This is a genomic window from Streptomyces sp. NBC_01255, from assembly GCF_036226445.1.
Lineage (GTDB): Bacteria > Actinomycetota > Actinomycetes > Streptomycetales > Streptomycetaceae > Streptomyces.
Window position 1 is genome coordinate 3,928,351 of record NZ_CP108474.1, and the last position, 21,100, is coordinate 3,949,450.

The following is a 21,100-nucleotide window of genomic DNA, read 5'->3' on the forward strand; positions in this document are numbered from 1 at the left end:
GGAGGATCAGAAGTCCATGTCACCGCCCGGCATGCCGCCGCCGGCCGGCGCGGACGCCTTCTCCGGCTTGTCGGCGATGACGGCCTCGGTGGTGAGGAACAGCGCGGCGATCGACGCGGCGTTCTGCAGCGCGGAGCGCGTGACCTTCGCCGGGTCGATGATGCCCTCGGCGATGAGGTCGACGTACTCGTTGGTCGCGGCGTTCAGGCCGTGGCCGACGGGCAGGTTGCGGACCTTCTCCGACACGACGCCGCCCTCGAGGCCGGCGTTGACGGCGATCTGCTTCAGCGGAGCGTCGAGCGCCTTGCGGACGATGTCGGCACCGGTGGCCTCGTCACCCTCGAGCTCGAGCTTGTCGAAGACGCCATCGGCCTGCACCAGGGCGACGCCGCCGCCGGCGACGATGCCCTCCTCGACGGCCGCCTTCGCGTTGCGAACGGCGTCCTCGATGCGGTGCTTGCGCTCCTTGAGCTCGACCTCGGTCGCGGCACCGGCCTTGATGACCGCAACACCGCCGGCGAGCTTCGCCAGGCGCTCCTGCAGCTTCTCGCGGTCGTAGTCGCTGTCCGAGTTCTCGATCTCGGCGCGGATCTGGTTCACGCGACCGGCGACCTGCTCGCTGTCACCGGCACCGTCGACGATGGTGGTCTCGTCCTTGGTGATGACGACCTTGCGGGCGCGGCCCAGCAGGTCGAGGCCCGCGTTCTCCAGCTTGAGGCCGACCTCCTCGGAGATGACCGTGCCGCCGGTGAGGATGGCGATGTCGTTCAGCATGGCCTTGCGACGGTCGCCGAAGCCCGGGGCCTTGACCGCGACGGACTTGAAGGTGCCGCGGATCTTGTTGACGACCAGGGTCGACAGGGCCTCGCCCTCGACGTCCTCGGCGATGATCAGCAGGGGCTTGCCCGACTGCATGACCTTCTCCAGGAGCGGGAGCAGGTCCTTCACGGAGGAGATCTTGGAGTTGACGATCAGGAGGTAGGGGTCGTCGAGCGACGCCTCCATGCGCTCCATGTCGGTGGCGAAGTACGCCGAGATGTAGCCCTTGTCGAAGCGCATACCCTCGGTGAGCTCCAGCTCCAGACCGAAGGTCTGGGACTCCTCGACGGTGATGACGCCTTCCTTGCCGACCTTGTCCATCGCCTCGGCGATGAGCTCGCCGATCTGGGTGTCGGCGGCGGAGATGGAGGCCGTCGAAGCGATCTGCTCCTTGGTCTCGACATCCTTCGCCTGCTCGAGGAGCGCACCGGAGACGGCCTCGACGGCCTTCTCGATGCCGCGCTTGAGGGCCATGGGGTTGGCACCGGCGGCGACGTTGCGGAGGCCCTCGCGGACGAGCGCCTGGGCGAGAACGGTGGCGGTGGTCGTACCGTCGCCGGCGACGTCGTCCGTCTTCTTGGCGACTTCCTTGACCAGCTCGGCGCCGATCTTCTCGTACGGGTCCTCGAGCTCGATCTCCTTGGCGATGGAGACACCATCGTTGGTGATCGTGGGGGCGCCCCACTTCTTCTCGAGGACGACGTTGCGACCCTTGGGGCCGAGGGTGACCTTGACGGCGTCAGCGAGCTGGTTCATGCCGCGCTCGAGACCGCGCCGGGCCTCCTCGTCGAACGCGATGATCTTGGCCATGTGAAGTGGTCCTCCCGGACATGGGGTGGATAACGCTCCAGGACCGCGCCGACGCCCGCGACGGACGGCCTCCGCGTGTTCCGTGTGGTTCCCTGCCCCACCCGGTCGGCGACCTCGTCTGCCCGATCCTCGTAGCACTCTCACCTTCCGAGTGCTAACGCCAATGATTAGCACTCGCCCTAGGAGAGTGCAAGCGACTCTCGGGTTTCGGGCAGTCCTGACACGGGTCGGCACAGGTGCGGCACGGGTCCGGAAACGCGTGAGGGGCCCGCTTCCCCTGGGGGATGCGGGCCCCTCGACGGCGTTGCGTCGGTGGCCGATCGCGCCGCGCTCAGACGGCGAGCTTGACCATGTCCGCCTGCGGACCCTTCTGGCCCTGCGAAATCTCGAACTCGACCCGCTGCCCCTCTTCGAGGCTGCGGTAGCCATCCATCTGGATCGCGCTGTAGTGGACGAAAACATCCGCACCACCGTCGACCGCGATGAAGCCGTAGCCCTTCTCCGCGTTGAACCACTTGACGGTGCCCTGAGCCATGCCTAACTCCCCTATTACTGGCCCTTGCGCGGGAACCGCACTTCGCGGACCCGGGGTCAGACCCTGCGCCGGAACGCGTCGACCGCCGCTGAATGTATCTGCCCAACTGCCCTCTGCAACAGGTCATTCGAGCGAGAATTCTGGGCATGGCGGAAAGGGGAATTAGGGAGAATCCCTGGAGTTCCGGGGCAAGTCGGGCCCGGCAAAACGCGCAGAACGTACACAACGCACATGCACTTTGGCTGCTTCCTGACGCGCAAGGACGCATTCTCATATGCGTCCGGCATGAGCAGCGGAGGGGACTTCCCCAACTCTACCCCGCTTAACCATGCAGAATTGCCCCCTCCGCTTTATGTCGCGGAAGGGGCAATTCAAGAAAGACGGGACAGACGATGCGTCAGCCGAGGGGTCAGCAGCCTCCGGCGACGGCCGGGATGATCGAGACGCCCGCGCCGGCCGGGGTGGCCGTCTCCAGGCCCTGCTCGAAGCGCACGTCGTCGTCGTTCACGTACACGTTGACGAAGCGGCGCAGCTTGCCCTGGTCGTCCAGGACGCGGGCGGCGATGCCGGTGTGGTTCTTCTCCAGGTCCGCGATGACCTCGGCGAGGGTCGCGCCCTCGGCCGGGACCTCGGACTGCCCGCCCGTGTAGGTGCGGAGGATGGTGGGGATGCGGACGTTCACGGCCATGTCTTCGTACCTCTCAGAGGGCCAGGCCCGCGGCGCGGAACGCGTCCAGGCTCGGGCGGATGGTGGCGGTCGCCTGCGAGCCCTCGGCCACGGCGTCCAGGGTCTTGAGGCCGTCGCCGGTGTTCAGCACGACGGTGGTGAGCTCCGGGTCGATCAGCCCCGCCTCGACGAGCTTCTTCGTGACGCCGACGGTCACACCGCCCGCGGTCTCGGCGAAGATGCCCTCGGTCTGTGCGAGCAGCTTGATCGCGTCCACGACCTGCTCGTCGTTCACGTCCTCCACGGCGCCGCCGGTGCGGCGGGCGATGTCGAGGACGTACGGGCCGTCGGCCGGGTTGCCGATCGCGAGCGACTTGGCGATCGTGTTCGGCTTCTGCGGGCGGACGACGTCATGGCCGGCCTTGAAGGCGGCGGAGACCGGGGAGCAGCCCTCGGCCTGGGCGCCGAAGATCTTGTACGGCTTGTCCTCGACGAGGCCCAGCTTGATGAGCTCCTGCAGACCCTTGTCGATCTTGGTGAGCTGCGAGCCGGACGCGATCGGGATGACGAGCTGGTCGGGGATGACCCAGCCGAGCTGCTCGCAGATCTCGTACGCGAGCGTCTTGGAGCCCTCGCCGTAGTACGGGCGGAGGTTGACGTTGACGAAGCCCCAGCCCTCGCCGAGCGGGTCGCCGATGAGCTCCGAGCAGAAGCGGTTGACGTCGTCGTAGTTGCCCTCGATGGCGACGAGGTCACCGCCGTAGACGGCGGCCATGACGACCTTGCCCTGCTCCAGGTCGTGCGGGATGAAGACGCAGGAGCGGAAGCCGGCGCGGGCGGCGGCGGCGCCGACGGCGCCGGCCAGGTTGCCGGTGGAGGAGCAGGAGAGCGTGGTGAAGCCGAAGGCGCGGGCGGCCTCGAGGGCCTGCGCGACGACCCGGTCCTTGAAGGAGTGGGTCGGGTTGCCCGAGTCGTCCTTGACGAAGAGCTTGCCGGGGGCGACACCGATCTCGCGGGCGAGGTTGTCGGCCTGGACGAGCTTGGTCCAGCCCGGGTTCAGGTTCGGCTTCTCGGCGACGTCGGCCGGGACGGGCAGCAGAGGGGCGTAGCGCCAGATGTTGGCGGGGCCGGCCTCGATCTGCTTGCGCAGCGCCTCGGGGTCACCGGTGGGGAGGTCGTACGCGACTTCGAGCGGTCCGAAACAGAGTTCGCAGGCGAAGATCGGACCGAGGGCGAAGACTTCACCGCATTCGCGACAGGAAAGCCCTGAAGCGGGACCGAGGTCGACGGTGGTGGCAGAGGCGACAGTCTGTACAGCCATGGAGGCGAGGCCCTTTCTCCTCATCTTTCCCATGACGAACTTTTCGTCATGAGACGGATTTGGCACCTTCCCTAGCCGGGGGCCTCGCTGGAGGACGAGACGAACCGACTGGAGGGTTGCCGGGGCTTCAACGGGCCGTTTCCCTCTGCCCCTCTGGATGAGCGGTATTCGATTGTGAAGTGCGGTGAAGTCCTTGCGGGCTTCGTTCCTGCGCTCCGACGCGGGCGGCACCCCGACGTGCATCGGGCATCCGCGTTGTTCAAGACTGTAACCGAAGGCCCCGGCGCTTGGACGGGCCGTCCGTACCGCGAGATGGAGATCACGTGCTGGAAGAGGTGGAGCGCTGGCTGGACCGGCGGTCCTGGTCCGTGGCTGACCGGCCGATGGAGCGGATCCTCGCCGCCAAGCGAAACACGAAGGTCAGCGTCGTGCTGCCGGCGCTGAACGAGGAGGCGACGGTCGGCGACATCGTCGCCGTGATCCGCCGCGAGCTGATGTCCGAGGCGGTGCCGCTCGTCGACGAACTGGTCGTGATCGACTCGGGCTCCACCGACCGTACGGCGGAGGTGGCCGCGGCGGCCGGGGCGCGGGTGGTCGCGCGGGACGCGATCCTCCCCCGGATACCGGCCGTCCCCGGCAAGGGCGAGGTCCTGTGGCGGTCGCTCATGGTGACGAGCGGGGACGTCGTGTGCTTCGTGGACGCGGATCTGCGGGACTTCTCCGCGGACTTCGTGACGGGGATCGTGGGCCCGCTGCTCACCGACCCCGACATCGACTTCGTGAAGGCGACCTACGACCGCCCGTTCGGAGCCGGGGACACTCCTGGCCAGGGCGGTCGCGTGACCGAGCTGGTGGCACGCCCGCTGCTCAACCTGCACTGGCCGCAGCTGGCCGGCTTCGTCCAGCCGCTGGGCGGCGAGTACGCGGTGCGGCGCTCGCTCCTGGAGCGGCTGCCCTTCCCCGTCGGTTACGGAGTGGAGCTGGGGCTGCTCGTCGACGCGCTGCACACGGTGGGCCTGGACGCGCTCGCGCAGGTCGACGTGGGTGTGCGCAAGCACCGCCATCAGGACGAGCGGGCGCTCGGCCGGATGGCGGCGGCGATCTACCGGACGGCGCAGCTGCGGCTGTCGCGCGGGCACCTCGTACGGCCGCGGCTGACGCAGTTCGAGCGGGGCGAGGACGGGTTCGTCCCGCGGACCTACGCGGTGGACACGGAGGAGCGGCCGCCGATGCTCGACATCAGGGAGTACACGCGCCGCCGCGTGGCGTAACGCCACCAGATGATCCGTTTTGCCTACATTGCCCTTTTATGCGCTTCAGACAACAACACCTGGGCAGTGTGGCGGCGGTCGTCGGCCTCGCCGTGGCCTCGCTTGCGCTCTCGACGGCCGGTCCGGCCTCGGCGGACGTCATCGAGCCCTTCGGCAAGCGGTACGACGAGTCGATCTACGGCGACTTCACGACCCTCGGCAACACGGTCATGGGCTGCCCCACCTCCCCCGCGGACATGGCCGCGCGCTGCGCGGCCGCCGCGAAGGGCGAGGGCTCCGACAACAACAACACCTTCGTGATGCAGCGAATCGACGCCGCCGGCCTGGCGACGGGCGGCGGGGCACCGCAGTACGGCTCCAGTACCGGCCACGTCGTGATCCCGGCGGGCGCCGAGGTCGCGTACGCCCGGCTGTTCTGGGGCGGCAACGACGGCACGTACAAGGGCCCGAGCGGGGCCCAGCTCCAGCGCTGCGACATCTCCGGCACCGACGTCGAGGCCTCACCCGGCGACCCGGCGACGACCGCGCCGATGATCAGGGTCGGGGCGGGGGCGGCGACGCCGGTCTCGATCGACAGCATGGTCACCGACCCGTCCGACACCAACGGCCCGCACTACTACACGGGCGAGTCGGACGTGACCGCCGCCTTCGCGGGCGTCTCGGGGACGGACGCGCAGGTGGCCGTCGGCAACATCTGGGCGCCGACCGGCAAGGGCTGCGTGGCGGGCTGGTCCCTGACGGTCGTCCACAAGTTCCCCGGCCCCGACCCGGTCAAGGCCCCGGAGCGGCGGAACGTGTACGTCTACGGCGGCCACGTCCTCCAGCGCTCGACCTCGCCCGCCACCACGATCACCGTCGACGGCTTCTACCGGAGCGGTGGCACGGCACGGGCGAGCGTCACCGCGTACGAGGGCGACTGGAACACCCCGGGCGACAAGTTCCTCGTCGACGGCAAGAACGTCACCGAGGCCCACACCGGCAACACCAACAACTTCTTCGTCAGCGAGGACGACGGCGCGGTCGCCCCGAAGCTCGTCAACAACCTCAGCATCGACGCCAAGGCCTTCGACATCCCGGCCGGCGCCATCCCGCAGGGCGCGACCTCGGCGGATCTGACCTTCTCCACGAACGGCGACACCTACGTGCCGTCGGGACTGGCCTTCTCCGTGCCGGTGCCCGACCTGGAGATCACCAAGACGGCGAGCCCGCGCACGGTGAAGCCGGGCGACACCCTCACGTACACGATCACCGCGAAGAACATCAGCACGATCGACTACCCGAACGCCAAGTTCAGCGACGACCTCACCGGGAACCTCGACGACGCCGACTACAAGGGCGACGTGAAGACGGACCTGGGCGAGGTGTCGTACACGAAGCCGAAGATCGGGTACATCGGAAACATCCCCGCCGGGAAGACGGCGACCGTCACGTACTCGGTGAAGATCAAGGACCCGGTGGCCGGCGACGGGAAGCTCCGCAACAGCGTCGAGGTGGCAACCCCGCGCTCCAACTGCGGCGACGGCAGCAAGGACCCGGCCTGCGCGGTGACCCCGGTGATCGAGCCCCCGAAGCCGAGCCCGACGCCGACGCCGACGCCGACGCCGACGAACCCGGACCCTGAGCCGACGGACCCGACGACGCCGCCGACACCGACGTCCTCGGCACCGGTGGAACCCACGGACCCGCCCTCCCCGACGACCCCGGCCCCTTCCCCCTCGACGACCACGTCCGCCGCCCCGGTGGTCCCGGCGCCGGGGCCGCACGGGCAGAACGGCGGCTCGATGGCCGAGACGGGCAGCAGCGGTGAGCGGCTGTGGCTGCTCGGCGCGCTCGGCGTGGCACTCGGGGCGACGGGCCTGGTGGCGAAGGCGGCGATGCGCGGCCGACGCGAGCGCTGACCGGCACTGACCCGCACTGACTCCCGCTGACCCCCGCTGACCCTCCGTGGCCGGATCGGCCCGTCTCGTATACGTACGTTTGAGCGTTTACGGGACGGGCTAGGTTCGCCACATGGCTACTGTGCTCGTGGCATCCAACCGGGGACCCGTCTCGTACGTGCTCGGCGAGGACGGTGAGCTCGACGCCCGCAGGGGCGGAGGCGGCCTGGTCTCGGGCCTGAGCGCCATCTCGTCCCAGGACAGCCTGTGGGTGTGCGCGGCCCTAGGCGAGGGCGACCGCGAGGCCGTACGGCGCGGGATCGGCGAGCCGGGCGTCCGGATGCTGGACATCGCCCCGGACGTGTACGCCGACGCCTACAACGGCATCGCGAACTCGGTGCTGTGGTTCCTCCACCACCATCTGTACGACATCCCGCGCGAGCCCGTCTTCGACGCGGAGTTCCGGCGCCGCTGGGAGGCGTACCGGAGCTACAACCGCGCCTTCGCCGAGGCCCTGGCCGCCGAGGCGGAGGAAGGCGCGGCGGTCCTCGTCCAGGACTACCACCTGGCCCTGGTCCCGGGGATGCTCCGCGAACTCCGCCCCGACCTGCGGATCGCCCACTTCACGCACACCCCGTGGGCCTCCCCGGAGTACCTGCGGATGCTCCCGGACGACATCCGCGAGGAGCTCCTGTGGGGGATGCTCGGCGCGGACGAGCTGGGTTTCCACACCTGGGGATGGGCGTCGGCGTTCGTCAGCGGCGCGTCCATGGACGGCGCGGCGGGGTCGGCCCAGGGCCTGTGGCGCAGCGGGGACCCCTGGCGCGGGGTGGAACACATGCGGCACGGCTCGGAAAAGGCCCACACCCGGGTCCGGGCGTACCCACTCGGCGTGGACGCCGACGAGCTGCGGGCGCTCGCGCACCGCCCCGAGGTGGACGAACGGCTGGCCCGGCTCCGGGAGGAGATCGGCGACCGCAGGACGATCGTCCGTGTCGACCGCACCGAGCTCTCCAAGAACATCCTCCGCGGCCTCCTCGCCTACCGCGAGCTGCTCACCACCCACCCCGAGTGGCGCGACCGGGTGGTCCACCTGGCCTCGGCGTACCCCTCGCGGCAGGACCTGGAGTCGTACCGCCAGTACACGACCGCGGTGGCGCGGCTCGCCTCGGAGATCAACACCGAGTTCGGCACTGCCGACTGGCAGCCGGTCCTGGTCTCGGTACGGGACGACTTCACCCGCTCCCTGGCCGCCTACCGCCTCGCGGACGTGGCCCTGGTGAACCCGGTGCGCGACGGCATGAACCTGGTCGCGAAGGAGATACCGGTCGTCTCGGAGGCCGGCTGCGCGCTGGTCCTGTCGCGGGAGGCGGGGGCGTACGAGGAACTGCGCGAGGACGCGCTCACCGTGAACCCGTTCGACGTGTCGGAGACCGCCGAAGCCCTCCACACCGCCCTGTCGATGCCGCCGACCGAACGCGCCGCCCGCTCCGAACGCCTCGCCACGGCGGCCACGGCCCTGCCACCACAACGCTGGTTCCTGAACCAACTGGAGGCGCTGCGCGACTAGGGAGTGCCTTCCTTCCGCTCCCGACGCTCGCGGCCCCAGGCCGCCAGCGGCTCCAGGGCGTCGTTGAGGCGCATCCCGTCCTTCGTCAGGCCGTACTCGACGCGGGGCGGGACCTCGTCGTACGAGACGCGGTCCACGATCCCGTCGGCCTCCATCTCCCGCAGGTGGGAGGCGAGCACCTTCTCGGTGATGCCGGGAATCAGCCGCCGCAGCGCGCCGAAGCGGCTCCGCGGGTGGACGTGGAGCGCCCACAGGATGAGCACCTTCCACTTGCCGCCGATCACCTCCATCGAGGTGTCGATCCCGCAGACGTGCTCGTCGTCGGCCCCGGGCCGGTTCAGCGTCGCCATCCCCCACACCCTTCTGACGTGTTCACTCACCTCAGGGTAACCACCCACTTCCAAGTGGGTACTTGAGCAGGTCAGGGCCCTGGAGCAGCCTGGGGGCATGACACAGAACACCGCACAGAAGACCCCCGTCACCCTGCTCGGCCTCGGTGCGATGGGCACCGCCCTGGCCCGTACCTGGCTCACCGCCGGTCACCCGCTCACCGTCTGGAACCGCACCCCGGGCCGCGCGGCCGGACTTGTCGGCGAGGGTGCGAAGCCCGCCGGCAGCGCCGCCGAGGCGGTCGCCGCGAGCACCCTCGTCGTCGTCTGCCTCCTGGACGACGCCTCGGTCGGCGAGGCCCTCGCCGACGCCGACCTGGCGGGGAAGGACCTCGTCAACCTCACCACCACGACCCCGGCCCAGGCCCGCGCCCGCGGCGAGTGGGCCCGCGAGCGCGGGGCCCGCTACCTGGACGGCGGGATCATGGCCGTACCGCCGATGGTCGGCATCCCGGAGGCCGGCGGGTACGTGTTCTACAGCGGCTCGAAGGAGCTGTTCGCGGAGCACCGGGAGACCCTGGCCGTGCCCGTGGGCACCACGTACGTCGGCGAGGACGCGGGCCACGCGGCCCTGTACGACGTGGCCCTGCTCAGCGCGATGTACGGGATGATCTCGGGCGCCACGCACGCCTTCGCCCTGATCCGGAAGGAGGACATCGACCCGGTCGCGTTCGCCCCGCTGCTCGTGGACTGGATCACGGCGATGGCCGGCCCGTCGATCACACAGACCGGCAAGCAGCTGACGAGCGGCGCCCTCACCGAGGACGTGGTCTCCAACCTGGCCATGCAGGTGGCCGGTGTCCCGACCTTCCTCACCACGGCCGAGGAGCAGGGCGTGAGCCCGGAACTGATCAGCCCGTTCTTCGAGCTGATGCGCCGCCGGCTGGCCCTCGGCAGCGGCGACGAGGACCTCACGGGCGTGGTCGACCTGCTCGTACGAGGGAAGTGACCGGTCAGGCCCCCCGTACCGCCTCCGCGAGCGCGGCCAGGAAGTCCACGACCCCCGGCGGGCCCGCCACCGAGAGGTCCGCGCGGGCGGCGAGTTCCGGGACCTCGGTGGAGCCGCTGCAGACCAGGAGGCCGGGGGTGCCGTCGGAGCGGAGTTTCTCGACGGCGGCGAAGGCGGGCAGGTCGCCCAGGTCGTCGCCCGCGTAGAGCACGGATCCGGCGCCCGTCTCCCGTACGTACTCGGCGAGCGCCACGCCCTTGTCCATGCCCGGGGGCCGCAGCTCCAGGACCATGCGGCCGGGTTCCAGGACCAGGCCGTGGTGGGTGGCGAGGTCGCCGAGGGGGCCCTTGAGGGCCTCGAAGGCGCCTTCCGGGTCGAGGGCGCGGCGGGTGTGGACGGCGACCGCCCGGCCCTTCTCCTCGATCCAGACGCCCGGCCAGGCGCCGGCCCGGTCGAGGAAGCCGGGGAGTTCGGCGCGGACGGAGGCCACGCCCGGGTGCGGGGCGGCGGCCTTGACGGTGCCGGTGACGGCGTCCCAGCGTTCGGCGCCGTAGTGGCCGAGGACGACGAGGTGTCCGAGGCCGGGGACTCCGGCGAAGCCCCCGTAGCGGACGGCGACCCCGGCGGGGCGGCCGGTCACGACGGCGACGGAGGCGACCTCGGGAGCGAGGGCGGCGAGGGCGGCCACGGCACCGGGGTGGGCGCGGGCCTGTTCGGGGTCGGGGACGATCTCGGCGAGCGTGCCGTCGAAGTCGAGGGCGACGACGGCTTTCGCGGGCCGCGCGAGAAGCGCGGCCAGACCGTCGGCGCCGGCGGATGTGGTCGGGTGCGGGAGGCTTCTGACCATGTTCACGACCCTACCGACGCGGGGCGTCCGCCGACACAGGACAGCAGGGTTTGGCCGCGCTCGGATCGCCACCCCGACCCCCACCGGGCATGCCGCGCGATCCGGCCTCAGCCCTCACCCGTCGCACCGCTGGGAGCGTCCCCGATTCCGGCGCTGGCGGACCTCACTCACCTGCGCCGTTGCTTCTCCGCCCTCACCCGGCGCAGCCGGTTGACCGTGACCGGGTCGTGGGCGAGGGCGCGCGGGTCGTCGAGGAGGGCGTTGAGCAGCTGGTAGTAGCGGGTCGGGGAGAGGCCGAGCCCCTCACGGACGGCCCGCTCCTTGGCGCCGGGGCCGGGCCAGGAGCGGCGCTCGACGGCAAGCAGGGCCCGCTCGCGCTCGCCGAGCCCGTCCCCGCTGCCGCCGTCCGTCGTCCCCTGCTCTTCGGTCATACGACCAACTTATTACTCGGCGTTCTCCGCCGCCGTCGCCGCCCGGCCTATCGTGCCGAGGACCTCGGCGGGGCGGCCGGCGGGGGTGACGGCCTTGCCGATGTTCTGCTTGACGTTCTCGCTGACCGTGGCCCAGGAGGTCTTGCCGACGGGCGGGAGCTGGGAGTCCGGGAGCCCCTTGAGGAACTCGCGCAGGTTGGCGTACTCGGGGTCGGTCTCCATGCGGGTGGAGGCGCTGACGGTGACCGGGAGCAGGTCGTTGTCGCCGGCGAACTTCAGGACGTTCTCGTCGGTGAAGACGAAGTTGAGGAAGTCGCCGATCTCCTTGCGGTGGCCGTTCTGCTTGAAGCCCATGATCCAGTCGGCGACGCCCATGGAGGTCCTGGGCTTACCGTCGATGCCGGGCAGCGGCACCTGGCCGACCTCGACGCCCTTCTTCGCGGCTTCCTTGACCAGCGAGGGGTGGCCGTTGAGCATGCCGACCTCGCCGCTCGCGAAGGCGGCGAAGGCGGCCTTGCGGTTGAGCTTGCCGGGGGCGACGGGGCCGGTGAGGCCCTTGCCGACCAGGTTCTTCTTCAGCCAGTCGAAGGTGCGGACGTTCGCCTCGGAGTCGACGGCGTAGTGGTCGGTGGCGTCGGTCCAGCCGCCGCCACCGCTGAGGAGCCACATGAGGGCCTCGGCCTGGGCCTCCTCGGGGCCGAGCGGCAGCGCGAAGGGGGTCTTGACGCCCTTGTCCTTGAGCTTCTCGGCGGCCGCGGCCAGCTCGTCCCAGGTGGTGGGGGCCTCGGCGCCGGCCTCCTCGAAGAGGGCCTTGTTGTAGAAGAGCGGCCGGGTGGAGGCGACGAACGGCAGCCCGTACTGGGTGCGCTTGGTCTCTCCGGCGGCGACGAGCGGCGCGAGGAAGTTGGCCTGGACGGGGATGGAGAGGATCTGGTCGGCGGCGTAGAGCTCACCGGCGGCCGCGTAGTCGGCGTAGGCGCCGATCTGGGCGACGTCGGGGGCCTCGTCGGCCTTGACCATCTCGGCGACCTTGCGGTCGACGTCGTCCCAGGACTCGATCTGGACCTCGACCTTCACACCGGGGTGCTCCGCCTCGAAGGCGGCGACGAGGTCGGCCCAGTACTTCTTGGTCGTGTCCCCGCCGGTCAGGTCGTAGTCGGCGGCGACCAGTCTGAGGGTCACGTCACCGGATTCGCCCTCCAGGACGCCGCATCCGGCGACCGTGGCGGTCAGTCCGAGGGCGGCGGCGGCCGCGGTCAGTCCAAGGAATCGTCGCCGCTCCACGGCTTCATCCACCTTTTTGCTCGTCGTTGAGCTGCGTTGAGTTGTTATGTGCACGGTTTTCACACGGCTGTGAGCTGCGCGTTTGCTCTACGCAGGGACGCAAGTCTCCCCCGCGGCCGGGCATGAGGTCTACACCACCTGGGTATCACTTCCGCAACACAGCCGGGACCATGGACCCATGACGGGTCCCGAATTTGTATCCGTACGCAACAATCCTCGGCAGTGGACTAGACCTTTTGGGTCCCCGCGCGCCAAACTGTCCCCCGTGAGACACGTCATCGCCCTGGATGTGGGCGGCACCGGCATGAAGGCCGCCCTAGTCGGGGCGGACGGCACCCTGCTCCACGAGGCCCGCCGCGCCACCGGGCGCGACCGCGGCCCCGAGGCCGTGGTCGAGACGATCCTCGGCTTCGCCGAGGACCTCCGCGCCCTCGGCCAGGAGCGGTACGGCGAGCCCGCCGCGGCCGCGGGAGTCGCCGTCCCCGGCATCGTCGACGCCGAGAACGGCATCGCCGTCTACGCGTCCAACCTCGGCTGGCGCGACGTTCCCATGCGCGAACTCCTCAGCCGGCGCCTCGACGGCATCCCCGTCGCCCTCGGCCACGACGTCCGCACCGGCGGCCTCGCCGAAGGACGCATCGGCGCCGGCAACGGCGCCGACCGCTTCCTCTTCGTGCCCCTCGGCACCGGCATCGCCGGCGCCATCGGCATCGGCGACCGCATCGAGGCCGGCGCCCACGGCTACGCCGGCGAGATCGGCCACATCGTCGTCCGCCCCGGCGGCACCGACTGCACCTGCGGCCAGCGCGGCTGCCTGGAGCGGTACGCCTCCGCCTCCGCCGTCTCCCAGGCCTGGGCCGCCGCCTCCGGCGATCCCGAGGCCGACGCCGCCGACTGCGCCAAGGCCGTCGAGTCCGGCGACGCCACCGCCCTACGGGTCTGGCAGGACGCTGTCGACGCCCTCGCCGACGGCCTCGTCACCGCGCTCACCCTGCTGGACCCCAGCACGCTCATCATCGGTGGCGGTCTCGCCGAGGCCGGGGAAACCTTGTTCACACCACTTCGGGCCGCGGTGGAGGAGCGAGTCACGTTCCAGAAGCTGCCCGCCATCGTCCCGGCGGCCCTCGGGGACACCGCCGGTTGCCTGGGCGCGGGCCTCCTCGCCTGGGATCTGCTCGCCGACCAGCACCCCCAGCGCCCCACCGACTCGGAGGTTTCCGCCTGATGGCCGATCACAAGGTTCTCGCCGGCGCACACGTCGTGCTGCCCACCGGAATCGTCGAGAACGGACGCGTGATCGTCGAGGGCGACCGCATCACCGGCAGTGCCCCGGAAGGCGCCCCGGCCATCGACCTCACCGGGCACTGGCTCGTCCCCGGCTTCGTCGACATGCACAACCACGGCGGCGGCGGCGCGTCCTTCACCTCCGGCACCGTCGACGACGTCCTCACCGGCGTCCACACCCACCGCCTGCACGGCACCACCACCGTCGTCGCCTCCTTCGTCACCGGCGACATGGACTTCCTCACCCGGCGGGCCGGCCTGCTCTCCGAACTCGCCGAGCAGGGCGAGATCGCCGGCCTCCACTTCGAGGGCCCGTTCATCTCCCCCTGCCGCAAGGGCGCCCACGACGAGACGCTGCTCCGCGACCCCGACCCGGCCGAGGTCCGCAAGCTGATCGACGCCGGCCGCGGCCAGGCCAAGATGGTCACGCTCGCCACCGAGCTGCCCGGCGGCATCAACTCCGTACACCTCCTCGCCGAGCACGGCGTGATCGCCGCGATCGGCCACACCGACGCGACGTACGAGCAGACCGTCGCCGCCATCGACGCGGGCGCCACCGTCGCCACGCACCTCTACAACGCGATGCCCGCCCTCGGCCACCGCGCGCCCGGCCCGATCGCCGCGCTCCTGGAGGACGAGCGGATCACCGTCGAGCTCATCAACGACGGCACGCACCTCCACCCCGCCTCCCTGGAGCTCGCCTTCCACCACGCGGGCCCCCAGCGGGTCGCCTTCATCACCGACGCGATGGACGCGGCGGGCTTCGGCGACGGCCACTACTCCCTCGGCCCGCTCGCCGTCGAGGTCAAGGACGGCGTCGCCCGCCTCGTCGAGGGCGGCTCCATCGCCGGCTCGACCCTCACCCTGGACCGCGCCTTCAAGCGCGCCGTCACCATCGACGGCCTCCCCGTCGAGTCGGTCGTCCAGGCCATCTCCGCCAACCCCGCCCGTCTCCTCGGCGTCTACGACCGGGTCGGCTCCCTGGAGCCCGGCAAGGACGCCGACATCGTCGTCCTCGACGCCGAGTTCAACCTCAAGGGCGTCATGCGCAAGGGCGCCTGGATCGTCGACCCGACGACCACCACATCGGCCTGATCAGCGGTCTGATCAGCGGTCATACGGCGTCAAACGGAAGGGCGGTTGGTCGCGGGTCTGGGCCAACCGCCGTTCCTTTGGCATGATCGGTGCCCGTCGGAACGCCCGTTCCGCAGGACTTCACACGGAGTACGGGGGTGCACAGGTGATTCTGACAGTCACCCTCAACACGGCGCTGGACCTGACCTACCGGGTCCCCGCCCTCACCCCGCACGCCTCCCACCGGGTCACCCAGGTCATCGAACGCCCCGGCGGCAAGGGCCTCAACGTGGCCCGCGTGCTGGCCGCCCTCGGCCACGAGACCGTCGCCACCGGCTTCGCGGGCGGCGCGACCGGCGCCATGCTGCGGGACCTGCTCGTCGCGACCCCGGTCCGCGACGAGCTCGTGGAGACCGCGGGCCCCACCCGCCGTACCGTCGCCGTCGTCGACACCACGACCGGCGACACGACCCAGCTCAACGAGCCGGGTCCGACCGTCACCGCCGGCGAGTGGGCCGTCTTCCGGGACCGCTTCACCGAACTCCTCGACGGGGCCCGGGCCGTCGCCCTCTGCGGCAGCCTGCCGCCGGGCATCCACGTGGGGGCGTACGCGGAACTCGTCCGGCTCGCGCGCGCGGCCGCCGTCCCCGTACTCCTCGACACCAGCGGGGAACCGCTGCGGCGGGGCATCGCCGCCCGCCCCGACCTGGTCAAGCCGAACGCCGACGAGCTCGCCCAGCTCACCGGCTCCCGCGAACCCCACCGGGCCACCCGCGACGCCCGCCGCCGCGGCGCCCACGCGGTGGTCTCCTCCCTCGGCCCGGAGGGGCTGCTCGCCGCCACCCCCGAGGGCCTGTGGCGCGCGGCCCCACCCGCGGCCGTGAAGGGCAATCCGACCGGCGCGGGCGACTCGGCCGTCGCGGGCCTCCTCTCGGGCCTGGTGGACGACGCCCCATGGCCCGAGCGCCTCACCCGCGCGGTCGCCCTCTCGGCGGCGACGGTCCTCTCCCCGGTGGCCGGGGAGTACGACGCGGCGGCCTACGAGGAGCTGCTGCCCCGCGTGAAGGTGACGCAAGAGGTGACGCAAGAGACCCCCTGATCCTCGGGAGAGGCAGGGGGTCGGGGGGCCGGAATGCCGCGGACTTACTCGCCCGGGGTGACTTCCAGCCAGTCGAGCAGCACGTTGCACTGATTGCCCGTCTCGCACGAGATCTTGATCTCGTTGTCGCCCTTCTGGAGGGTGACCGGCGCCCAGGTGGTCTGCCAGTTCTTCTCCAGGTTCGGGTCCGAGGACTTGATGAAGTTCTTCAGACCGAGCGGCGAGGAGTTCGCCTTGCCGTTGACCGTCAGGGTGGCGTTGGCGTCGACCGCGGGGATCGCGTAGCGGACGGTCAGGCGGTACGCGCCCTCCGTCGGCATGTTCGCCTTCCACGTCACCGAGGCACCGACCGCGTTGAAGCCCGAGACGTAGGTGCCCTCGACGCCCTCGGCGCCCTTGACGGTCTTCTCCGTGCCGGCCGTGCCGCCCAGCTTCAGCGTCGCCGCGTCCTGCTTCGGCAGCTCGACCGGGGTCGGCTCCGTGCTCGGCTCGGTGCTGGGCTCCTCGGAGCCCTGGGAGGAGGGCGCGGTCGACGGCGTGCCGCCACCGGCCTGGCCGTCCTTGTCGTCCTTGTCGCCGTTGTTCGTGATCACGGCGGCGGCGATGCCGACGACGACGACCGCGACGACCGCGACCGCGCCGATCAGCAGCCCCCTGGAGTTGGGGCCGCCGCCGGAGCCGCCGCGCGAGGGCGGCGGGGCCTGGCGGGTCGGCGGGCCGCCGTAGGTCTCGGGGGCGGCGTACTGCGCGTGCGGCTGGCCGTAGGGCGCCTGCTGCTGCGGCGGCACGTAGGGCTGCTGCGGCGGCTGACCGTACTGGCGCTCGCCGACCGTCCTGACCTGGTTGTACGAGGTCCGGGGCACGCCGGGCTGAGCCGCTCCGGGGCCGGGGTAGCCGTAGCCGCCGCCCTGCGGCGCCTGGGCGCCCGCTGCCTGACCGTCCTCGTACAGGTAGCCGAACGGATCGTCGTCCTCGGGCTTGCTCGCGCCGTGGTTACCGGCAGCCATCCGGGTCACTCCTATCCATGCTCGCCAGCCGTCGCCGACCGGCCGAGCCTACCCCGAACGGACCAGCCCCCGGGGCGGGCCTTGACAGGCGGACGGGTGGCGGTGGACTCAGCCGGCCCGGCGGTGGACCTTGGCGCGGGAGCGCTTCTCGATGTACATCCGCTGGTCGGCGGAGTTCAGGACCTCTTCGACGGTCATCCCGCACTCGGCCCAACCGATGCCGAAACTCGCCCCGACCCGGACCGCCCGGCCGTCCACCCGGATCGGCGGAATGATCGCGTTCCGGAGGCGTACGGCCAGGTCGGCGGCGTCGGCCGCGCCCAGGCCGTCGGCGAGGACGACGAACTCGTCGCCGCCGAGCCGGGCGACGGTGTCCCCGTCGCGGACGCCCGTGGTGAGCCGGCGGGCGACCTCGATGAGGACGGCGTCGCCGGTGTGGTGCCCGAAGCGGTCGTTGATCGACTTGAAGCCGTCGAGGTCGCAGAAGAGGACGGCGAGCCCCTTCGTGCCGTCGTCGACCTCGCCCGTGGACGGGGCGACGCTGTGGACGTGGTGGTCGTACGGCCCGGCGCCGTTCGCCGGCTCGAAACCGAAGCCGTGCTCGTGCTCGTACGGCGACTCGTAGCCGGATTCGCCGCCGGTGCCGACGTGGGGCCCGGCGTCGTGTCCCTGGCCGTAGCCGCCGTCCCTGGCCGAGTCGTAGCCGCCGTCGTGCCCGCCGCTCTCGTACGCCGCGCCGCCCTCGTAGCCGGCGTACCCCGCGGCCTGCGCCGGGCGCTCGCAGAGGCGGGCGGAGAGCCGGGAGCGCAGCTCGGCGCTGTTGGGGAGGCCGGTGAGGGCGTCGTGCGAGGCGCGGTGGGCGAGCTGGAGCTCGTGGCGCTTGCGCTCCTCGATGTCCTCGACGTGGGTGAGGAGGAAGCGGGGGCCGTCGGCGGTGTCGGCGACGACCGAGTTCCGCAGGGAGACCCAGACGTAGGTGCCGTCGCGCCGCCCGAGGCGCAGCTCGGCGCGGCCGCCCTCGGCGGAGGTCCGGAGCAGTGTCCCGATGTCCTCGGGGTGGACGAGGTCGGCGAAGGAGTAGCGCCGCATGACGGACGCGGGCCGGCCGAGGAGCCGGCACAGGGCGTCGTTGGTACGGAGGAGCCGGCCGTGCTGGTCGCCGCCCATCTCGGCGATGGCCATGCCGGAGGGGGCGTACTCGAAGGCCTGCCGGAAGGACTCCTCGCTGGCGCGGAGGGCCTGCTGTTCCCTTTCGAGCCGGACGAGGGCGCGCTGCATGTTGGAGCGGAGGCGGGCGTTGCTGATCGCGATCGCCGACTGCGAGGCGTACATCTGGAGCGCTTCCTGGCCCCAGGGGCCGGGGTGCCGGCCGTTGCGCGGGCGGTCGACGGATATGACGCCGAGCAGTTCACGGCCGGAGCCGGAGGCGTACATGGGGGCGTAGAGGCGGTCGTGGGGGTGCCACTCGTCCTCGAAGCGGGGTGCGGGGCCGTCGGTGTGCCACTGGGGGACGTCGTCCTCCATGAGGACCCAGCCCTCGGTGTGCGGGATGAAGCGGAGCTCGCCCCAGGCGGAGCCCATGGAGAGGCGGCGGTCCCAGGAGGCGCGGGAGCCGACCCGGCCGGTGATCAGGGCCTCGGCGGCGGAGCTTCCGGCGAAGGCGGCGACGACGAGGTCACCGTCGGGGCGTACGAGGTTGACGCAGGCCAGCTCGTAGTTGAGACCGGCGACGACACCGTCGGCGACGGTCTGCAGGGTGTCCGCCAGGCTGCGGGCTGTGTTGAGGTCCGCCACGACCTGATGCAGCTGCCGCAGGGTCGAGAGACGGACGTACGGCTCCGACTCGGTCTCCATCGCTCGCTCTCCCCGAGACCTCGACAGCAACTCCAGGGTTCTCATCGGCTTCGTGCTGCACTGTCCCTGCCACTGAATCACAGCGAGCTGCGCACCCGGTACACAGGGTCAGCAAATACTGCCGTCTGTGACTCAAGTCACAGCAGGTCATGGCGGGTCGCGCACAACCTCGTGGGGTGGTCCGGGCCTAGTGGGTCGTACCGGGGACACGTGCCACCGGACACGTGCCCCGGTCACGTGCCACCGGAAGCCCTTCAGTGGCCTGCGGGGAGGGCCGGCGGCCTGCGCAGCAGCCACTGGCCGAACGTCCGGCGCGGGGGCCGCACCACGACACGGCCGAAGCTCTTCCTGCCGACCAGCTCGACCCGCAGCAGGACGGGCGCGCCCGGGGCGGCGTCCGGCGTCCGGCGGATCCTGAACCTGCTGTGTTCGAGGGCCAGGCCGTCGACGTCGACCACGATGCCGGGCCGGGTCACCAGCGTCAGGGTCTTGCCCTGACTGTCCACGTCGATCCGCAGGGTGTCCTGCGTGATCACCGCCTCGGTGAAGTCGAGCGTCACCTCGCACCACTCCGCAATGAGCTCCATCCTCCGCGGCACCACCCAGCGCCCGGCGCGCGTAATGGTGCTGTGCTTCTGGTGGATCCTGAGCACGTCCTTGACCTCGGCCGCGGCCGCGCCGCCCGGCGACGCGGACGGCAGGTCGGCAGTGAGCGCCGCGAGCTCGCCGAGGGTACGCGCCGACAGGGCGACCTCCAGGCGCTCGTCCAGCTCGTCCAGGGTCAGCCGGCCGTCGCCCGCCGCGACGCGCAGGACGTCCACGGTCCGGTCGCGGTCCTCGTGGGAGGCGCGCAGCTCGGGCGACGCGGACGCGCCGCGGCCGGAGCCGGAACCCGAGTGCTGCCCGGTGGACGAGATCTCTCGCGGCATGCGTCCGCCCTGGTCGTGTCGAAGCGTCGAGGGCTTCACGCCCGGGGACTAACGCTATATCGCGTCTTGGGTCTCGGCCAGGTCCCGCGAGGAAGCCCGTCCGGAAGCTTTCCGCTCCCGCTCGACCATGCCCAGCGCCACCCCGGCGACGATGACGGCGCCGCCCGCCGCCTGGGCCGGCCGGATCGACTCGCCGTTGATCAGGACCGCGCCGAGGACGCCGAAGACCGGGACCAGGTTGAGGATGTTCACGGCGACGCTCGACGCCATCCTCCGCAGGCCGTAGTTGTAGAGCAGGAATCCGCCGACCGAGCACGCCACGGCCAGGTAGACGAGCAGCGCCGCGGCGGTCGCGTCCGGCATCCGCCAGTCACCGGCCTCGACGAGGGAGGCGAGGAGGAATCCGGCCGCGCCCGCGAGGGTCTGGTGGTACGTGACGCTCATGGCGCTCTGCCCGGCGCTCGCGCGCTTGCCGAGCACGTTGTACCCGGCCCAGGCCAGCCCGCCGAGCAGCAGGAGGACGTCGCCCGTCCACCGTGCGCTGCCGCCGACCTGGGCGCCGTTGCGTACGACGAGGAAGGCGCCGGTGGTGGCCAGCAGGACGCCCGCGATCCGCAGCGGCGGCATCCGGGCCCGGAGGACGACCCGTTCCAGGAGCATCGTCATCAGGGGGTACGTGGCCACGATCAGGGACGCGTCGGACGCGGTGGACAGGTCGACGCCGACGTTCTCCAGGACGAAGTAGACGGTGATACCGAGGAAGCCGCTCAGGTAGAGCTGCCGCCGCTGCCGGGCGTCCGGCCGGGCGTCGGAACGGGCGCCGGGCCGGGCCGCGCGGCGCCGGTTCAGCCGTACCGCCACGCCGAGGAGCAGGGCCGCCAGCGCGAACCGGACGGCGCCGATGGAGAGCGGGCCGACGTCATCGAGGAGCCGTTTGGTCACCGCGTACGAACTGCTCCAGAACAGCGCGGCCGCCACCACGGCGCACACCGCCGACACGCCGGCCCCTCGCTCACGCATAACGAACCCACACCCCTCATCCCGAACAAACATCAGCCAATCGACGCGGACAGTAATCGACTG

19 protein-coding genes and 1 riboswitch are annotated in these 21,100 nt (G+C 71.3%); of the genes, 7 read left to right on the top strand and 12 right to left on the bottom strand.

Annotation, left to right across the window (positions count from 1 at the left end):
• Nucleotides 1-6: 6 nt before the first annotated feature.
• From groL to thrC, 4 genes are all read right to left on the bottom strand, one after another.
• Nucleotides 7-1,629 (bottom strand): chaperonin GroEL, encoded by a 1,623-nt coding sequence (gene groL, locus OG357_RS17325; RefSeq protein ID WP_024760532.1) that lies wholly within the window; start codon nucleotides 1,627-1,629, stop codon nucleotides 7-9.
• A gap of 331 nt (nucleotides 1,630-1,960) precedes the next feature.
• A complete protein-coding gene (locus OG357_RS17330) occupies nucleotides 1,961-2,164 on the bottom strand; it encodes a cold-shock protein (RefSeq protein ID WP_015035246.1) in 204 nt (67 codons plus the stop codon).
• Between the two features lie 409 nt (nucleotides 2,165-2,573).
• A complete protein-coding gene (locus OG357_RS17335) occupies nucleotides 2,574-2,852 on the bottom strand; it encodes a MoaD/ThiS family protein (RefSeq protein ID WP_329622015.1) in 279 nt (92 codons plus the stop codon).
• A gap of 13 nt (nucleotides 2,853-2,865) precedes the next feature.
• Entirely contained in the window at nucleotides 2,866-4,152 is a 1,287-nt protein-coding gene (gene thrC / locus OG357_RS17340; protein WP_329622016.1) for a threonine synthase, read from the bottom strand.
• 17 nt (nucleotides 4,153-4,169) lie between these two features.
• Nucleotides 4,170-4,316, bottom strand: a riboswitch (SAM riboswitch).
• Nucleotides 4,317-4,475: 159 nt separating this feature from the next.
• Between thrC and OG357_RS17345 the strand changes: the two genes are divergently transcribed.
• The 3 genes from OG357_RS17345 to OG357_RS17355 all read left to right on the top strand — a co-directional run bounded on the left by OG357_RS17345 (nucleotide 4,476) and on the right by OG357_RS17355 (nucleotide 8,870).
• Nucleotides 4,476-5,423 (top strand): glucosyl-3-phosphoglycerate synthase, encoded by a 948-nt coding sequence (locus OG357_RS17345; protein WP_329622017.1) that lies wholly within the window; start codon nucleotides 4,476-4,478, stop codon nucleotides 5,421-5,423.
• A 38-nt stretch (nucleotides 5,424-5,461) separates the two neighbouring features.
• Nucleotides 5,462-7,321: a DUF7927 domain-containing protein gene (locus tag OG357_RS17350; protein WP_329622018.1), complete on the top strand. Its 1,860-nt coding sequence runs from the start codon at nucleotides 5,462-5,464 to the stop codon at nucleotides 7,319-7,321.
• A gap of 112 nt (nucleotides 7,322-7,433) precedes the next feature.
• A complete protein-coding gene (locus tag OG357_RS17355) occupies nucleotides 7,434-8,870 on the top strand; it encodes an alpha,alpha-trehalose-phosphate synthase (UDP-forming) (protein WP_329622019.1) in 1,437 nt (478 codons plus the stop codon).
• Here the strand turns inward: OG357_RS17355 and OG357_RS17360 are convergent.
• Nucleotides 8,867-9,220, bottom strand: a complete 354-nt coding sequence (locus tag OG357_RS17360; RefSeq protein ID WP_329622020.1) for a winged helix-turn-helix transcriptional regulator — start codon at nucleotides 9,218-9,220, stop codon at nucleotides 8,867-8,869. The two genes, OG357_RS17355 and OG357_RS17360, sit on opposite strands and share 4 nt — an antisense overlap.
• A 97-nt stretch (nucleotides 9,221-9,317) precedes the next feature.
• On the opposite strand from OG357_RS17360, the gene OG357_RS17365 reads away from it, so the two are divergent.
• Nucleotides 9,318-10,208 carry an NAD(P)-dependent oxidoreductase gene (locus OG357_RS17365; protein ID WP_329622021.1) on the top strand — a complete coding sequence of 297 codons (891 nt, stop codon included), beginning with the start codon at nucleotides 9,318-9,320 and terminating at the stop codon, nucleotides 10,206-10,208.
• Between the two features lie 4 nt (nucleotides 10,209-10,212).
• Here OG357_RS17365 and otsB read toward each other — a convergent pair whose 3' ends face one another.
• The 3 genes from otsB to OG357_RS17380 form a co-directional block, all read right to left on the bottom strand.
• Complete coding sequence (gene otsB, locus OG357_RS17370) at nucleotides 10,213-11,055, bottom strand: trehalose-phosphatase (RefSeq protein WP_329622022.1); 843 nt, start codon at nucleotides 11,053-11,055, stop codon at nucleotides 10,213-10,215.
• 167 nt (nucleotides 11,056-11,222) lie between these two features.
• The gene (locus tag OG357_RS17375) at nucleotides 11,223-11,486 is read right to left on the bottom strand and encodes a DUF3263 domain-containing protein (RefSeq protein ID WP_329622023.1); all 264 of its coding nucleotides are present in this window, start codon (nucleotides 11,484-11,486) and stop codon (nucleotides 11,223-11,225) included.
• A gap of 12 nt (nucleotides 11,487-11,498) precedes the next feature.
• Complete coding sequence (locus OG357_RS17380; RefSeq protein WP_329622024.1) at nucleotides 11,499-12,782, bottom strand: extracellular solute-binding protein; 1,284 nt, start codon at nucleotides 12,780-12,782, stop codon at nucleotides 11,499-11,501.
• Nucleotides 12,783-13,035: 253 nt separating this feature from the next.
• Between OG357_RS17380 and OG357_RS17385 the strand changes: the two genes are divergently transcribed.
• The 3 genes from OG357_RS17385 to OG357_RS17395 all read left to right on the top strand — a co-directional run bounded on the left by OG357_RS17385 (nucleotide 13,036) and on the right by OG357_RS17395 (nucleotide 16,227).
• A complete protein-coding gene (locus OG357_RS17385; protein ID WP_329622025.1) occupies nucleotides 13,036-13,995 on the top strand; it encodes an ROK family protein in 960 nt (319 codons plus the stop codon).
• Nucleotides 13,995-15,149, top strand: coding sequence for an N-acetylglucosamine-6-phosphate deacetylase (gene nagA / locus OG357_RS17390; RefSeq protein ID WP_329622026.1), 1,155 nt, complete (start codon nucleotides 13,995-13,997; stop codon nucleotides 15,147-15,149). Before OG357_RS17385 ends, nagA begins: the two co-directional genes overlap by 1 nt.
• Before the next feature lie 145 nt (nucleotides 15,150-15,294).
• Nucleotides 15,295-16,227 carry a 1-phosphofructokinase family hexose kinase gene (locus OG357_RS17395; protein ID WP_329622027.1) on the top strand — a complete coding sequence of 311 codons (933 nt, stop codon included), beginning with the start codon at nucleotides 15,295-15,297 and terminating at the stop codon, nucleotides 16,225-16,227.
• Between the two features lie 44 nt (nucleotides 16,228-16,271).
• Here the strand turns inward: OG357_RS17395 and OG357_RS17400 are convergent, their stop codons facing one another.
• The 4 genes from OG357_RS17400 to OG357_RS17415 all read right to left on the bottom strand — a co-directional run bounded on the left by OG357_RS17400 (nucleotide 16,272) and on the right by OG357_RS17415 (nucleotide 21,037).
• Nucleotides 16,272-17,234 carry a CBM35 domain-containing protein gene (locus OG357_RS17400; RefSeq protein ID WP_329622028.1) on the bottom strand — a complete coding sequence of 321 codons (963 nt, stop codon included), beginning with the start codon at nucleotides 17,232-17,234 and terminating at the stop codon, nucleotides 16,272-16,274.
• Nucleotides 17,235-17,342: 108 nt separating this feature from the next.
• Nucleotides 17,343-19,088: a diguanylate cyclase CdgB gene (cdgB, locus tag OG357_RS17405; RefSeq protein ID WP_329622029.1), complete on the bottom strand. Its 1,746-nt coding sequence runs from the start codon at nucleotides 19,086-19,088 to the stop codon at nucleotides 17,343-17,345.
• A 254-nt stretch (nucleotides 19,089-19,342) separates the two neighbouring features.
• Nucleotides 19,343-20,017 carry a DUF1707 SHOCT-like domain-containing protein gene (locus tag OG357_RS17410; protein WP_329622030.1) on the bottom strand — a complete coding sequence of 225 codons (675 nt, stop codon included), beginning with the start codon at nucleotides 20,015-20,017 and terminating at the stop codon, nucleotides 19,343-19,345.
• Between the two features lie 54 nt (nucleotides 20,018-20,071).
• The gene (locus OG357_RS17415) at nucleotides 20,072-21,037 is read right to left on the bottom strand and encodes a DMT family transporter (RefSeq protein ID WP_329622031.1); all 966 of its coding nucleotides are present in this window, start codon (nucleotides 21,035-21,037) and stop codon (nucleotides 20,072-20,074) included.
• Nucleotides 21,038-21,100: the final 63 nt, after the last annotated feature.

Coding starts and splice junctions, on each gene's coding strand:
- OG357_RS17375 (WP_329622023.1), bottom strand. CDS start 11,486: ATGACCGAAGAGCAGGGGACGACGGACGGCGGCAGCGGGGACGGGCTC.
- cdgB (WP_329622029.1), bottom strand. CDS start 19,088: ATGGAGACCGAGTCGGAGCCGTACGTCCGTCTCTCGACCCTGCGGCAG.
- OG357_RS17335 (WP_329622015.1), bottom strand. CDS start 2,852: ATGGCCGTGAACGTCCGCATCCCCACCATCCTCCGCACCTACACGGGC.
- OG357_RS17400 (WP_329622028.1), bottom strand. CDS start 17,234: ATGGCTGCCGGTAACCACGGCGCGAGCAAGCCCGAGGACGACGATCCG.
- OG357_RS17330 (WP_015035246.1), bottom strand. CDS start 2,164: ATGGCTCAGGGCACCGTCAAGTGGTTCAACGCGGAGAAGGGCTACGGC.
- nagA (WP_329622026.1), top strand. CDS start 13,995: ATGGCCGATCACAAGGTTCTCGCCGGCGCACACGTCGTGCTGCCCACC.
- OG357_RS17360 (WP_329622020.1), bottom strand. CDS start 9,220: ATGGCGACGCTGAACCGGCCCGGGGCCGACGACGAGCACGTCTGCGGG.
- OG357_RS17410 (WP_329622030.1), bottom strand. CDS start 20,017: ATGCCGCGAGAGATCTCGTCCACCGGGCAGCACTCGGGTTCCGGCTCC.
- OG357_RS17350 (WP_329622018.1), top strand. CDS start 5,462: ATGCGCTTCAGACAACAACACCTGGGCAGTGTGGCGGCGGTCGTCGGC.
- thrC (WP_329622016.1), bottom strand. CDS start 4,152: ATGGCTGTACAGACTGTCGCCTCTGCCACCACCGTCGACCTCGGTCCC.
- groL (WP_024760532.1), bottom strand. CDS start 1,629: ATGGCCAAGATCATCGCGTTCGACGAGGAGGCCCGGCGCGGTCTCGAG.
- OG357_RS17415 (WP_329622031.1), bottom strand. CDS start 21,037: ATGCGTGAGCGAGGGGCCGGCGTGTCGGCGGTGTGCGCCGTGGTGGCG.
- otsB (WP_329622022.1), bottom strand. CDS start 11,055: ATGGTCAGAAGCCTCCCGCACCCGACCACATCCGCCGGCGCCGACGGT.
- OG357_RS17365 (WP_329622021.1), top strand. CDS start 9,318: ATGACACAGAACACCGCACAGAAGACCCCCGTCACCCTGCTCGGCCTC.
- OG357_RS17355 (WP_329622019.1), top strand. CDS start 7,434: ATGGCTACTGTGCTCGTGGCATCCAACCGGGGACCCGTCTCGTACGTG.